Origin of the sequence: Labilibaculum sp. K2S (assembly GCF_030372765.1) — a bacterium.
GTDB lineage: Bacteria > Bacteroidota > Bacteroidia > Bacteroidales > Marinifilaceae > Labilibaculum.
Genome location: NZ_JAUCMW010000018.1, coordinates 79,890 through 95,206, shown reverse-complemented (window position 1 = coordinate 95,206; position 15,317 = coordinate 79,890). Strand labels below are relative to the sequence as shown.

General features: G+C 39.1%; 7 protein-coding genes. 1 reads left to right on the top strand and 6 read right to left on the bottom strand.

The window, feature by feature from the left end; translation table 11 throughout:
- The first annotated feature begins 12 nt into the window (after window positions 1–12).
- The gene (locus QUH73_RS16725; RefSeq protein WP_289531583.1) at window positions 13–2,493 is read left to right on the top strand and encodes a glycosyl hydrolase 115 family protein; all 2,481 of its coding nucleotides are present in this window, start codon (window positions 13–15) and stop codon (window positions 2,491–2,493) included.
- Window positions 2,494–2,688: 195 nt separating this feature from the next.
- Here the strand turns inward: QUH73_RS16725 and QUH73_RS16720 are convergent, their stop codons facing one another.
- The 6 genes from QUH73_RS16720 to QUH73_RS16695 form a co-directional block, all read right to left on the bottom strand.
- Entirely contained in the window at window positions 2,689–3,657 is a 969-nt protein-coding gene (locus QUH73_RS16720) for a pectinesterase family protein (protein ID WP_289531582.1), read from the bottom strand.
- 289 nt (window positions 3,658–3,946) lie between these two features.
- Complete coding sequence (locus QUH73_RS16715; RefSeq protein WP_289531581.1) at window positions 3,947–6,775, bottom strand: glycoside hydrolase family 2 protein; 2,829 nt, start codon at window positions 6,773–6,775, stop codon at window positions 3,947–3,949.
- Between the two features lie 134 nt (window positions 6,776–6,909).
- Window positions 6,910–8,331, bottom strand: coding sequence for a glycoside hydrolase family 28 protein (locus tag QUH73_RS16710; protein WP_289531580.1), 1,422 nt, complete (start codon window positions 8,329–8,331; stop codon window positions 6,910–6,912).
- Between the two features lie 14 nt (window positions 8,332–8,345).
- The gene (locus tag QUH73_RS16705; RefSeq protein WP_289531579.1) at window positions 8,346–11,126 is read right to left on the bottom strand and encodes an alpha-L-rhamnosidase; all 2,781 of its coding nucleotides are present in this window, start codon (window positions 11,124–11,126) and stop codon (window positions 8,346–8,348) included.
- Complete coding sequence (locus QUH73_RS16700; protein ID WP_289531578.1) at window positions 11,110–11,859, bottom strand: rhamnogalacturonan acetylesterase; 750 nt, start codon at window positions 11,857–11,859, stop codon at window positions 11,110–11,112. The genes QUH73_RS16705 and QUH73_RS16700 overlap by 17 nt, the downstream gene beginning before the upstream one ends.
- An 84-nt stretch (window positions 11,860–11,943) precedes the next feature.
- Window positions 11,944–15,108 carry a glycoside hydrolase family 88 protein gene (locus QUH73_RS16695; protein ID WP_289531577.1) on the bottom strand — a complete coding sequence of 1,055 codons (3,165 nt, stop codon included), beginning with the start codon at window positions 15,106–15,108 and terminating at the stop codon, window positions 11,944–11,946.
- Window positions 15,109–15,317: the final 209 nt, after the last annotated feature.

Sequence of the window (15,317 nt, the reverse complement as noted above, 5' to 3'; positions counted from 1 at the left end):
AATCTATGCCTTATGAATAAAATTTTATGTGCGGTAGTTTTACTGATTTCATTCCTGTCCTGTCAACAAAAAAAGAAGGACTTTTACACAATTGCAGGATCTTCCTCCACAACAACTATCTACGTGAGCGGGCAATGCGATTCCTTACTTCGCTGGGCTATTGCTGATGTTGCTCAATCCATTGAAAGTATTACAGGAACAAAGTTAATTGTTAAGGAGGCGAATGAACTTCCCGAAACAGAAATAGGGGGGAATTCGATAATAGTAGGCCTGTATACTGATGAATTGCTAAAAAATGAAAAGTTTATTGAAGATAAAGACTGGAAAGGTGTCTGGGAACAGTTTCTGATCAAGCAAGACCGTGGAAAATTATTTATTGTTGGAAGCGATATCCGTGGAACGGTTTATGGAATTTTTGATATGGCTGAACGGATAGGTATTTCGCCATGGAATTGGTGGGCTGATGTAAAACCGTTGCCACGGGATGTTGTAAATCTTACTTTACCTCCGGAAGGAATTTTGCAATCTCCATCGGTGAAATTCAGGGGCATTTTTTTAAACGATGAAGACTGGGGACTTCAGCCTTGGGCGACAAAAACATTTGAACCGGAAACAGGTGATATAGGGCCTAAAACTTATGAAAAGATTTTTCAGTTGCTGCTGCGTTTAAAGGCAAATACCATTTGGCCGGCAATGCATCATTGCACAAAACCATTCTTTGCAGCCGAAGGCAATAAAGAAATGGCTGAGAAGTACCATATTGTGCTGGGTTCGAGCCATGCGGAACCAATGCTTCGGAATAATGTCCGGGAATGGGATCAACAAAAGAATGGGGCATTTAATTATTTCAGCAATAGTAAAAATGTGCTGCAATATTGGCAGGGTCGGGTAAAAGAGACAAAGAATGCGGGCAATGAATGTCTGTATTCAATGGGCATGCGGGGAATTCATGATTCTAAAATGGAAGGCGCATCGAGTCAGGAAGAAATGATTGATATGATGCATACCATAATTAAGGATCAGAGAGAAATGTTAGTGGCTGCCTTAGAGAAATCAGTGGAAGAGATTCCTCAGGTTTTAGTGCCTTACAAAGAAGTGTTGGATTTGTATAACGCCGGATTTCAGGTGCCTGACGATATTAGTTTGATGTGGTGCGATGATAATTATGGTTACATCCGCAGGTTGAGCAGCGAGGAGGAACAAAAACGTTCCGGCGGAGCAGGTGTATATTATCACCTTAGTTACTGGGGACGACCTCATGATTATTTGTGGTTGAGCACAACACAACCTGGTCTTATTTGGTACGAAATGACCCGGGCCTATCAAAACGGAGCCAAAAACATATGGATTGCAAATGTAGGTGACATTAAACCGGCAGAGTACAACACCGAATTTTTTCTTGATTTGGCCTGGGATATCAACAGTATCAATTCATCAGGCGTTAAGGATCATTTAAGGGCTTGTTGTGCACGCGATTTTGGCGTTGAAAATGCGGACAGTATTGCTGATGTAATGCAGGAATATTACCGTTTGGCATTTTTGCGTAAACCCGAATTCATGGGCTGGAGTCAAACGGAACCAACTACCAAAACTCATTTGTCAGCCTTCAGTATCGATGCCAATGATAATGAGTTGCAGCGGCGAATTGATGATTATCAGCAATTGGTTGATAAGGTAGAGCGTGTAAAACAGTCCGTCAATACAAATTTACTGGATGCCTTTTTTCAATTGGTTGAATATCCTGTTAAAGGTGCTGCTTTAATCAATCACAAGTTTTTATATGCACGATTGGCCGATTGTGTTGCTGATGAAGATGATAAAGCAACATATAAGAGCAGGTCGCAGGATGCTTATCACAAAATTGAAGAATTAACAAACTATTATAACAAAGGCATGCTTTCGGGGAAATGGGACGGAATGATGAATGCAGCCCCACGAAATTTACCTGTTTTTGCAATGCCTGATTTTAGCAAAGAAGCTGAAATGAAGGAGACAATGCCTGATCTGGTAAATGCAAAACCTGTTTTTATTCAGGCAAAGAATTATACCCGTTGCAGAGGTAAGAATGATTATAACTGGCAAAGTATTGACGGTTTAGGCTACAGCGATGCTGCAATTACTCTTTATCCGTTATCAATTCATACTTTTGAAGAAGAGTTGCCTTTTGTTGAGTATGAGTTTGAGCTTGATCAGCCGGGAGTGTATGAAATTGAAATAAGATGTTTGCCAACTCATTCAAACAACTTTAACAATGAATTAAGTGTTCAGGTAGATGATAACGCAACCGAAGTATTCCCATTAAACACCAAAGGCCGCAGCAATGAATGGAAAACAAATGTATTGCGGAACTTTGTATCGGTTAAGAGTAAGCTTGATATAACAAATACAGGCAGGCATCAATTAAAGTTATTTGTAAATCAAACGGGCATTGTAATCGATCAGATAGCTTTAAATCCTGCAGGTTATGCACCGTATTATGAAATACCTGATTAAATGAGATGATTCCTTGTTGAGGTAGGAGATAATTTTGTTTTGTATGGGCATCTATAAAAATATAATCGGGCAAATTTCAGTTAATGAAATTTGCCCGATTTTTATTTTTGTGTGAAAATGTACTTTGTTCTCACATGTTAATTTGGTATTAAATGTTCCGGTTAATTTGTCTATCCGGCTATCTCTACGAACAGGTTAGCGATTTGGAATCCAGCCACCAAATATATTTTCAAGCGTGAAATTGCTTGCTTCGGTATCGGTTAATTGGTGCGACCATTCCACTCTTTCTTTAGGGTTTGCTCCCGGCCCGTTCGATTTATATTCTGCATAAAATGCAGTTTTTTCGGCTGCCGGCTTACTCCAGTTGTGCCAACCTTTGGCAATTATCGATTTGTCCATGTTGCAGTTAATAAAAACGGTTTTGGCATAATCGCGCCAAGGTCGCCCCAGATAAATACAGTTATCTCCATTGCCTGTTATTTTGCAGTTCAGGAAAACGAATCCAAATGCATTCTTTTTATCTGTTGAGGCCGCAGTGATATATCCGGAATCTTTCCGTAAACTATGTATGTGGCAATTGTCGAAGACTGCTGTCGACCAGCCAAAAATAAAATCAACAGTGCCTTCGATATAGCATTTGTAGTAATATTGCCGGGCACCGGGTTCGTTGGGATATAATGTATCCTGATTACCTAAAAAACGACAGTTCTTAAAGGCAGCCCTGTCGCTGCTTACACGTACGGCAACCGCTTGGCCTACTTCACCGGCTGAATTTTCAAATGTAATATTCTCAGCAATAAAATCGTCGGCAAAAATGAATACGCTCGATGAAGCTGTGGTGCCCATTTCTTCGCCGAAGCTATTTTTGCGTTGAGCAAAATCGTTGTATGTAATAACAGTATTTTCAGCACTTTCGCCAATTAATGAAATGGCTCCATAACCTTTTGATATGATTAGTTTTTCGGTGTATACTCCATTTTTAATAAAGATTGTTGTGCGTTTTTTTCGCATGGGAGGTATCGAATAAAGTGCTTCCTGAATAGTTGAAAAATTGCCGCTTCCATCTTTTCCTACAACAATATCCGCATTTTCAATTCCTGTAATTGAAAATGCATCAAGACACAGAAGTACCATTGTGATGAATGTGAGTGTTATCTTATACATTGATTTTAAATTTTCAGTAAATAGTAAACATTGTCTTGCAAAATAATGGAAATTTAGCGTAGCACAAAAGAAATGTGGCTGCGGTATTCGGTGTGTACCAACAATTGGCAGGTAGGTGCGCATCTGTTCATTATTTTTTGTGTAAAAGCCGGTATTTGTGTATACAGTAGTGTTAATCACGACCGCAACAGTCGTGGTACTGTACCAATGACTGTCGAAAGAAAACTATAAAAAAAAGAGGCTGCCTTTTAATAAGACAGCCTCATAACATTACAAAATGGATTGACTACTATTCTTTAAAATCAAAATCCAATATCATTCTAATTCCTTCGTCGCCTACTTTTATTCGAATATTGCCCGGCTGACTGTGTGGTCCCTGCATGGATATTGGTTTGAAAGATTGAATCGCTGGAATATCGTATAAAAATGAGATATCACCAGACGGGAAGGCCGGCATTGTGTGTCTTCCTTCCATTCTTCCTTTGGGTTCTTCTGGTGTCAGCATTCGTAAGAATACACCGTCGCTTTCCGAATATACCGTAAATGGAGCCTGATCGGACTGTATGGCAGCCCAATATAAATTGGCATGATACCCTTTGAATTCAGGATAAGTTAATCCGTATTCACTTTCTCCGGTTATCGTGTTGTTGTAATCTTTTTGCCAAAGATCATAGTTGGTTCCTTTTACTCTGTTTTTCCAAACCCGGTAAGGACCACGGCCAAACCATTCCATTCCTTTAACTATTTTTTCGGGGTACGAGAAGGTTAAACCAAAATTATTTATTTCGTTGTCGGTAAATGCATCGTCAAAACCTTTGCCTCCGCCAGCTCTGTTCAGCATTACAGCATTCATATTTAAAAGTCCTTTTGCATCCATTGTCCAAACAATAGAATCGATACCACCCAGATATTTTGCAACAAACTGAGCGCTGTGCTGATTTTGTTTTGCATAGCATTTGTCGAATTGAATTTTCATGCCTACAGCAACAGGTCCATTGGTAAAAGGAACAATTCCTTTTTTGTTTTTCACTTGTAAAATCTGACCATTTTGCTGATTAAATGATACAGATACTCCATTTGCTTGCAATGTAGTAATACTGTCCGTTTCAATAAGTTTTACATCTCCATCTGCGGTATTACCGGCATGTTGTAATTTGAAGTAGTCACCGGCGTATTTTACAGGCCAGCTCCAGTTGCAAATTTTATGTCCTGCCGGATCGAATGCTTCAATCTCTAAAACCGTTGCATCAAAGAAATTAGCGGGTAATTCCATTTTTGCAAAACCTGTTTCACCAGGATTTATTTCAGGAAGAGAAACAATCCCCTTGCCTAAAATCTCTTTTTTAGCTCCTTTTAAAGGAGAATTAATTTTATACAGTTGATAAGTCATTTTACAGTCCTTTAAATTGGTATAAAGGAATCTGTTTGATAGGGTAAATTTACCTTTAAATGAAGGGGTGATGTATAGCTTTTTGAACTGAATAGGAGCCCAAACCTCACGAACGGTAAATACACTGCCTTCTTTTTCCCGGTAAGGTCCAACAATACCATCAGGAGCTCTAAAGTCGTCTGAGTCCAGAATGCCATTTTTATCAGTACGTTTCACTGCATTATCAGCAAACGACCACATAAAAGCACCTGCAAATAATGGGTGAGAGGTCCAGTTCTCCCAAAAATCCTCTAAACCTGCACCAAGTCCCTGATCATACATTCCATGCATGAATTCGGTTGGCATAAATACTTTATAGCCGTTGGTCAATCGTGCAACACCGGTTAAGTAGGCAGGGTAGTGGTGGGCATCAATTCCATTAAAGTCAGCCCAAGGATGAATCACATGTCGGTTCTGAGGATCGTAATCGGCAAAATGCTGATCGAGATCGTAGTTCCAGCCTCCTTCATTACCATTGCTCCACAATACGATACATGGGTGATTTACATCGCGGGTCAACATTTCTTTCTGTAGTTTTGATCCCACTTCGGTGTCGTAGCAGTTTTGCCATCCGGCCAATTCATCTACCACAAACAAACCGATTGAATCACACATATCTAAAAAGTGCTGATCGGGAGGGTAGTGAAAACGAACGGCGTTAATGTTCATTTCTTTTAATAAAAGAGCATCGCTTTTGCTGATTTCACGATTGGTGGTTCGTCCTCCTTCCGGATAAAATGAGTGACGGTTGATCCCTTTCATTACAATTTTGGTATCATTCACATAAATACCATCTTTTGCCCTGAATTCAACCGTTCTAAAACCAATTCTTGACGACCATTCGTGCAAAGTTTTATTGTTTTGGTCGGTTAATTTTAGGTGTAGTTTGTAAAGTTGAGGATTTTCAGGATTCCAGTTGATTACATCCTTCCATTTGGTGCTGATGTGTTGTCTTTTGCCATTCTGAGTCAATGGAATGGTTTTGGTGCTAAACTTACCTTTTCCTGTTAGTGGTTCTATGCTGGCAATAATTTTACCTGATTTTATTTCCTCAGACAAATCAATATCAGCATTCAAACTCCCGTCGGCTTTTGCATCCAATGCCACATGGTTCATTGCAATTTGAGGTTTTGCCTCTAAATAAACCGGACGGTAAATACCACCGAAAGTCCACCAATCGGCTTTTCTTTCGGCGTTGTTGATGCTGTTGTTTGCCGAGTGCTTGTGAACAATCACCTTAAGATCATTCTTTTTTTCGGTAGTGATTTTATTGGTAATATCGTATGAAAAACGATAAAACCCGCCTTGGTGCATATCTCCGGCTTTTTCTCCGTTGATGAATACTTCGGTATCCGTCATGGCGCCTTCAAAAACAATTGAGATTTGTTGTCCGCTCCATTTTTTTGGCACCTTGAATGAGTACTTGTAGGTGCCGGTTTCTTTCGACGGTTCAACTCCCTTTTTCTTGTACCATCTGCCATAGGTATATTCTCCAAAGCCCTGCAGTTCCCATTGCGACGGAACTTCTATCTGACTCCATTTTTGGCTGTTTTGACCAGCAGAGCAGTAAAAATCCCAGGTAACAGTATTTCCCAATCCAGTTCCTGATAAATATTGCCGTTCAGTTTGCTGCCCCGTTGCGCAGAAACAGGTTATTAGAAGTAAATAGGTAATGAGTTGATGTTTCATAGGTCTATAATTTGTTTTTAAGTTGCCATATGGAACTTACCTTGCTGGGATAATCATCCCCCTGTGTGTCAAAATCACTTTGGCATGGATGTTTCATATGCTTATATTTTTTGCTTTTGGCTGTCTTTATAAATCTAATTGTTTTCCAAATCTATATTCTTGTTATTTTCCAGAGATAAAGTATCGTTTGACTTTATCTGAAAATGTTCACATTTCCAGTTTTTGGCATATTTGATTACTCCGGCATTTTCACCTTCGATTGTTACATCACAGAAATTAAAGTCTTCAACAGTACTGCTTTTAATTCCAACAACATTGATACAGCGTTTAGCTCCGGTGGCTTTAATATTGGAGAAGGATATGTTTTGGAACTTTGGAGTCCCATCTTTAGGATCAACATAGGCCAGCATTTTTTTCCAATGCTCAGGCAGTGTTTTATTCTTGTATTCTTCAGGAAGTAATGAAGTGCTGTAAGCTGGATTCCAGTCCAAATCAACAGACAGAGGATATTTAACCTTATTCATGGTGATATTTGCCAAATGAATATCTTCGATGCTGCCCCCCCGTTGAATCGTACTCTTAAACCGTAAACCAAAGGATGTGCCTTCTGCTGTTAAATTGTAGGCAACAACATGTCTGATGCTGCCTGATGTTTCACTGCCGATGGTAAAAAGTCCGGCTCCCATACCTGCATAACAATCTCGTATCACAATGTATTCACAAGGTCGGTTTACCCGAAGACCATCGCTGTCGCGTCCTGCTTTTAAACAAAAGTTATCATCATTGCAATTGATATTGCTGTTTTGAACCAAAACAAAAGAAGAGGAGTCAATATCGACACCATCTGTGCTGGGGCCGTGCCCCTCAATATTGTTACTAATAGTAACATCATTAACGGTAACGTATTTCGAGTATAGAATGTGAAGACTCCAAAAGCCCGGCTGATACAGTACAATTCCATCAATGGTGATGTTTTCAGAATCAGATATTAGTATTCCTCTGGGTCTTTCACAATCGTAATCTACAATCCAGCGAAGTCCTTTGGGTTCATATTCCTTACGCATGTTCCAGTATTTATCCCAAAACACTTTCCCTTTGCCGTGAATTGTTCCATTTCCTGTAATGGCAGCATTCTTTTTGTCAATAATATTGACAAGTGCTGCCGGCCATTTCATCTCAATGCCTGCAACGCGGGTATCAATTTGTCTGTAATCTTCCAGATTCTGACTCCCGGTCAGCATGGTTCCTTTAGGAATGTTGAAATTAACGTTGTTGCCGATAAAAAGCGATCCCGTTAAATAAACACCGGGTTTAAACGTTACTGTTCCTCCTCCGGCCGCTTCAGCCTCATCAATTGCTTTTTGAATGGCTTTGGTGTTTAAAACAAGTGCATCTCCAACAGCCCCGTAATCTTCTACACGAAACACTGTTTTCTGATCCGGAAAAGTATGGCTGCCCGCATTTTCCATCCAGGTAAATTTAGGGATTGAAGAATTATTCTGCCCCAATGCGCCAAATCCGCAAAATAGGAGTATGATAAATTGTAATGACTTCATAGGTATCTGAACTTTTAATTCGAAAAGTTAACGGGGATTAATTTTACTTCACTGTTTAAGCCCGCAGGCATTGTTTTCCAATTCGCGTAACCTGTTTTTTTATAATTCAGGTCAACCAAATTAATTTCCTTGAAAATACGCCATCGAACTCCTTTTTGATCTAAACTTGCGATGTGATTGGCTGGTAAACCTGTTACCTCTATTTCTATTGCATTAAGACCGTTTTTAAGGTATTTGCCAACAGAAAGCTCGTAAGGTACCGACCATAGTGTTTGAATATCAACATTATTCAGCTTTACTCTGGCGGTTTCTCTTACATCACCCAAATCAAGAATCCAGTCTTCAGCCGTTTTTTTATTTACTGTAAATGTTGTTGAATACACCGCTGTACCCATATTTTCTTTGGACTCAGGAATCTTTAGATCAGTCCAGGGAATTAAGTTAGGAATAGCAAAGGTGTCGGTGATAGCAGGGATACTCTCTTTAAAGAATATTTTCCAGTTGTTGTTCAGAACAAATGGATTCCCTGTTTCCATAACGTACGGCCATTTTTCACCCGCAACGCTTGTCGAAAATGTTTGGAGGATTAATGATTCTCCGGATTTTATCTGCAGCCTTACTTTTGTTTTATCATCGGCTTGTTTTATTTGTGCTTTTCCTTTTTGTCCATTGATCGGATTGAAAAACACGACTGATTCAGCTTGCTTTGGTAAAGTAATCCAGGTATCTGTATCCTCAGCTTTAAGTGCAGAAACAAAATAATGATACCCCTTGCTGTTTTTCCTGCGAATGTATTTAAGATCCGCTTTTGTTTTAAATTCTTCAGCAATAACTCCGGTAGCAGCAAGTGTGTTTTTATAATCGGTACCGGTAATTATTTTTCCTTTCGAAAATGAGCTTACTGTGGTTTCGTTAAAGTCAACATCAGGCAGCTGATCACTTACATTAAGAAATTGTTTTCTTCGGTTTTCCAGATTTCCATATCCGGGAACATCTTTAGGATAATTCCCCATGAACACAATTTGTGCACCTTGTTTAGCCAGATCAATCAGTTTTTTAATAACCTCCGCCGGCATTTTATCTACAGAAGGTATAATTAAAGCTTTGTACGAAGTTCCTCCTGATGTAATGAGATGTCCGTCTTTAAATTCAGTGCTTGTGATAAATGAATCCGAAATATAGTCCATATCATAGCCGGCGTCACTAATTTGGTTGACCACATGAATAAACTCCGGAGCACGTTGTTTCATTTTATGGATGTCGAATTGTAATAATTTGCCATCCACTTTGTGCCACATATCGTAAACAGGTAAATAAACCAGAAAATCATTATCGGGTTTACCCATTTGTAAAAACGATTGTACGCGTGATATATACTTAAAAAACGGTTTTGCATCGCGCCACAATGGGTTGGTTGGACTCATGTCCACCGAAGCATAAAATTTCCATCCCGGCCATGCAGCCTCAGCCGGACTATAGGTAGTGCCGTGAAAGTAAACGTGATTAACGCCTGAAACAAACATCAGATCCAAATCGGGTTTACACTGAGAGAATGAGGTACGAAAATGTTCGGTAAGCCATGTAAATGTTTCTGATGAAGTGTACTTTTTTCCTGAAATATGAGCCGCTGATGATGCGTATTTTAACATGGAAAAATCGGAATCGTTATGACGTGTTAAAGAATCTTTGCGAAGCCCTTTAATGTGAAAGTCCGACAATCCAAATCCTTCGCATTCGGGCACATCAACAGCAGCATAAATATCAATTAAGTTAGCCGGCGAACCGTGTGCCTGATTTCGGGTTTTACTATTCAGTTTGTGTGCCCACTCAGTCCAGGGCTTGGTGAAATTTTCCAATAATAATTTCGAAAGTGTTTCCCTGTAATCCGAAACGATTCTTGCTGTAGTTTCGTTTCTTGCAGTATCTAAAAATTGAGGAAGATAATCCTGTAATTTATAGCCTTGCATTTGTTCAAATTCAGCTAGAAAGCCTGGAGTCCAGTCTGCATTATATACTTCGTAACTATCATTAAAAAAGTAATTGGGAACAGGCGCGCCGCTTTCGTTAAAGGCTTTCGTAAATTTACTCAGGTATTTCTCTACACTTTCTTTCGAAAAATGATTCAAAACCAAACCTTTGCCACCAGGAGCAGCTCTTTTAACCTGTTGGAATGTGTTTCCCTCGAAAAGAGCAATTAATGTCCATTTACCAACAGGTGCTTTCCAATCTAGCTTTTGGTTGATCACCTTATCTGTCAGGTCTAATTTTTCACCTTTTTCTGAAAAAGCCATTAAGCTTGCCAGCCTTGCAGTTTCTGCTTGCTTTTTCTCATCAGGAACAATCAATTGATTGAATTGTTGTCCTGTCGATAATTTAAATTCCTTGATTAACAATCTACCGGCAGCATCTTTTAGCCCAACATCAGGTCCGCCAAAAGGCCAACCGGTTCCGGTATTCATATCGATATTTATCCCCAGTTTTTTAGCCTCCTTTTGGGTGTGAGAATATAATTCCATCCATCTGTTCGATAAGAAATCAACTTCATTGGAATCATTTCCCTGAACACCATAAATTGGTGTGATCTCCAGAGAACCGAGTCCGGCATCAGCATACAATTCCAGATTTCGGGACAGGTTGGCTTCATCAACAGCACTGCCCATCCACCACCATCGGGTTCCGGGTTTCGTGTTCACAGATTCTTCGGGCCATTGAACATCCGACTGGCAACGTACAAGTAGAAAAGGAATTAAAAGCAGTGTTGCTAATTTAGCTGTGTCTTTAAGGGATAAGAACATGGTTTGCTATGTCTTTAAGGTTTTGTTTTTTGATTTCTGCTGCTACTATTTTTGCAATTGCTGCAGCTCCTGGAGCCTGCAGATGTGTATCATCCTGAGAACCATCTGGTCGAATAGAATCAACACCAGCTTCTATCCACATGTACAATTTTTTTGATGGTTCATCACCCATCATGATAATCAAATCCCTTGATTTTAGCCAGGTATCGATCAAAGGAATGTTTAAGGAATCGGCCAATTGACGGGTAATGGCCGGATATCCTTTTAACCGATCATCAAGTAAACCATTGTCTTTAAACGTTCTCATTACAATTGATGTGGCTAAAATTGGCCGGGCTTGTTTTGCCTGTGCTTCCTTCACCATAGTAATCAGATTTCTTTTGTAATCAGGGTAGGAGGCATGTCTTTCCGGTTTTGAAGAGGCATCGTTGTGACCAAATTGTATGATCACATAATCATTTGGTTGAAGAGAATCAACTACTTCTTTCCATCGTTCTTCTGCCAAATAGCTTTTGGTACTTCGGCCTGCTTTTGCCTTGTTAACAACAGTTACATGTTCATCGAAAAAATCGGGTAACATCTGTGCCCATCCTCTCATTACTGTTTTTGTTGTGTCGTAGCTTTGAGCTGTAGAATCGCCTGATATAAATATACGAACGTCTTTTGGTTGTTGTGTACAACAAATGAAAAGGACGGTGCTTATAGCGAGTATTGAAATTGTTTTAATTTTCATGGTTTTATTGATTTTAGATCTTGATTTTAATGTGCTCAATAAAAGCTTGGTAAATTATTTGATTGATCTGAATGTATTTGCTACTTAAGGACTTACTAATTTAATATCTACAGGTAAATTACGATTACAGGATATTTGATTATTTACAAATTTTAATTCTCCAAGCTGTATGGATGATCTTCTGGTTTCATAATTGTCATCATTTACGCCTTGAAGTCTTCCAGGATGAGTAAAATAAAAAATATATGCTCTGTCGTTATTGATTACGACATCAGCATGACCACCTTTTACCTGATCATCTTTATAACATCCGGGTTTATCCAATATGTTTTCCTTTTGAAGATGCCAGTTTTCCATGTTTCTGGAACTGAAAACAGATAATCCATCCCAAGAATCAATAATCATGAAATATTGGTTTTTCCAGAAGAAGACAACAGGGCCTTCGCCGCGTTTATTTCCTACAGCCAATCCTTTGTCTTCCCAATTGTACAGGTCGTTGCTTTCGGCATAGTAAATGGATTTATTATTTTTCTCATTGTTGTAATACATTCTCCATTTTCCATTGGGAGCTTTTACAACTTCAGCATCGATTACTTTATCGGAAGCCAAATTTAGCTGAGATTCAAATTTCCAGTCAATCAGGTTACTACTGGTCAAATGAATGATGTGACGGGGATGATTCCAATCGCTGAAAATTCCCGGTACAACAGTCAGGTACATGTGATAAGTTCCATCTTGTTCTATTACATCAGGAGCCCAGTAAGTCGTGCTGTCACCGCCATAATTAATGTTTGCATCGGCGCGGTATTTCCAGTTTAGTCCTCCATCTTCTGATTCCGCAATGCCAATAGGTGTTCCGTGTACCCAGTCAACTCCATTTGTATTTTCCAGATTGGCTCTTCGGTTGGTATAGAACATGAACCATTTTTGTTCTTTTTTGTTCCATATTACAACCGGATCTGCAGTTCCGTCAAATTTAGGATCGCGGTACAAAGGTTTTGGAGCCACTTTAGTCGGGTTGTCGATGGCTTCCTTTTTCATATACTTTTTTAAATCGCAATTTTCCAGGTTATATGTGGCCTTGGCAATTGTATTTCCGTTCGTTATTGCTCCAATGTATGAAGTGTGTACATTATCTTTATAGTAGGGTTTAGTGGCCTCCTGACCTATTTTTTCGTATTCTTTTGCACAAAGATCGTTGGCATCGATATAATAAACACCTTCATCTTCTGCTGCTTGTTTTGTCCATTTAGCGTAGGTATCCGTTACACGCACCATTTTACCATCTTCCCAGTTGTTGCGCGGAGTATGGGCTAAGGCAATTACTTTTACGCCATGAGCTTTGGCTTGTTCAATATAATGACGTATGTAATGACCAAAAGTATATACAGTTTCCGGTCCGCCGGTAGCTTCCATGGTATAAGTTTTTGATTCTTCGCCAGCTCCTTTGATAGAAGCCCGGGCGCGTCCGGTATCAAAGGGACCACCATCATTGTGACCGAACTGAATAAACAGGTAATCTCCTTCCTGTAAGCCTTCCAATACATTTTGCCACAATCCTTCGGTTAGGAATGTTCTGCTGCTGCGACCACCTAAAGCGTGGTTTTCTACTGTAATTTTATTTGTATCAAAAAAGCGATCGAAAAAGCTGGCCCAGCCCCATTGACCTAAATCACCTTTGTCGCGACCATTTTTTACTGTTGAATCACCAATTACAAACACAACAGGTTTTTTCCCTTTGCGACTGCTACCTGCTTTTTTATATGGCGGATGTCTTGGATCACCAACTTCAAAAATAGGTTCCGAATAGGGTAGTGTTTGTCCGTAAAAATGAATTGCACTATCGTTCATTTTAGGAAACCAGTGATTGCTTAATTCAATCATTTCAGCACCGGCCAGCAACATGGGGCCATATCCATGAGCTGCAAAAGCACTGGTTGGACGATGATAATAGAATGCCGGATCAAATCCCATTCCTGTTCCTACACAAGTACCTTCAACTTGTCCTTTCGAATTTATTTTTTGAGAAAGAGCATTCCATCCTAAAGTAACTACAGGACCGTAAACTCTTGCATCTAACCATCCCTGATTGATACCGTGAGCAATTGCAAATACATATATTGCACTTGCTGAAGTTTCCAGATAAGAATCGTTTTTATTTATTAGTTGGTGCCATAAACCTTGTCCGGATTGATATTGAACCAATGAACCAATTTGTTGTTGATAAAGATCCATGATCCATTTTCTATCTTCATTATCTTTAGGCAAAACATCTAAAGCTTCGCAAAGAGTTAGCAAAGCCCAGCCATTGGCCCTTGCCCAGAAAAATGTTGGTTCAGGTTCTAAACCTTCAGCCCATCCGTGACGAAAAAGGCCTTTGTTTTCAACAAATAGTTTGTCTTTAAACAGTTTGATTTGTTTAACGGCTTCCTGAGTGTATTTATCCTCATGCTTGTATTTTCCCATTTGCAGTAAAGCGGGAATACTCATGAATAGATCATCTAACCAAACGGTATTGTACAGCGGGCGTTTGCGTGCAAATGTTCCATCTTTTAATCGATATTGGTGGTACATGATGTAATCGATGTAGTTGCCGATTAAGGTATCGACAGCAGCTGATGGCTGATCAAAAATTGATGTTTTGATCATTGCGGCACAGATGGCACCGGCATCATCTAAGGCTTTGGGTTGTAAAACCTTTGTCATCAAAGGATCAATTGTTCCAACTTCATCCAATTGTTTTTTGAAATAAGGAGCTGTTTCTGCTAAAAATGCAAATCGGTCACATACATAATGCAAATACTTGTCATTATCAGTCACCTGGGTCAAGCGCAACATAGCAGCATAAGTAACTCCCCATTCGTATGAGGTTAATCTAAAATCTCCTTTTTTCAACTGACTGTATCTGTCGATGTTTTCATACTTAGTAATAACTTTTTGACTTTTTGAATCAATTATACCAGCCGGAGTAACCTGCTCCAGATAATTTACAATTGTTTTAAGTTGATTTTCAATTTGATCTTTGTCAGGAGCCTGATAGTTTATTGCGTAATCAGGTTGTAAAAGATGAAGAGGGGTGTTTGCATCATTAAATTCCGTTTTATTTGTAACGTCGGATTTACTGTTTTTTCCAGAGTTAGATTTCGTCTCCTGAGCATAGGAAAGAGAATTCAACGAAATTATAAAAATGACAATTAAAAATCGTGCTAAAAAAATCTGATGTTGTGTACTACTAAATGAGAGTTTCATTGCGAATATTTTATAAGCTGTTATCTTTTATTATTTACATCAAAAGTAGATATGAATAAATTGTAACAGATGTATATTTTTCCGTATTCATGTCAAATCATCCATATTTGGAGATGTATTCATCAATACAGTACCTAATATAGTGGACATTACTATTCGGAAGAGCCTGGTAGTTTATTTTTGTTGGGATAATCAGAATAAAAAAAAAT

Coding starts and splice junctions, on each gene's coding strand:
- QUH73_RS16725 (WP_289531583.1), top strand. CDS start 13: ATGAATAAAATTTTATGTGCGGTAGTTTTACTGATTTCATTCCTGTCC.
- QUH73_RS16720 (WP_289531582.1), bottom strand. CDS start 3,657: ATGTATAAGATAACACTCACATTCATCACAATGGTACTTCTGTGTCTT.
- QUH73_RS16715 (WP_289531581.1), bottom strand. CDS start 6,775: ATGAAACATCAACTCATTACCTATTTACTTCTAATAACCTGTTTCTGC.
- QUH73_RS16710 (WP_289531580.1), bottom strand. CDS start 8,331: ATGAAGTCATTACAATTTATCATACTCCTATTTTGCGGATTTGGCGCA.
- QUH73_RS16705 (WP_289531579.1), bottom strand. CDS start 11,126: ATGTTCTTATCCCTTAAAGACACAGCTAAATTAGCAACACTGCTTTTA.
- QUH73_RS16700 (WP_289531578.1), bottom strand. CDS start 11,859: ATGAAAATTAAAACAATTTCAATACTCGCTATAAGCACCGTCCTTTTC.
- QUH73_RS16695 (WP_289531577.1), bottom strand. CDS start 15,108: ATGAAACTCTCATTTAGTAGTACACAACATCAGATTTTTTTAGCACGA.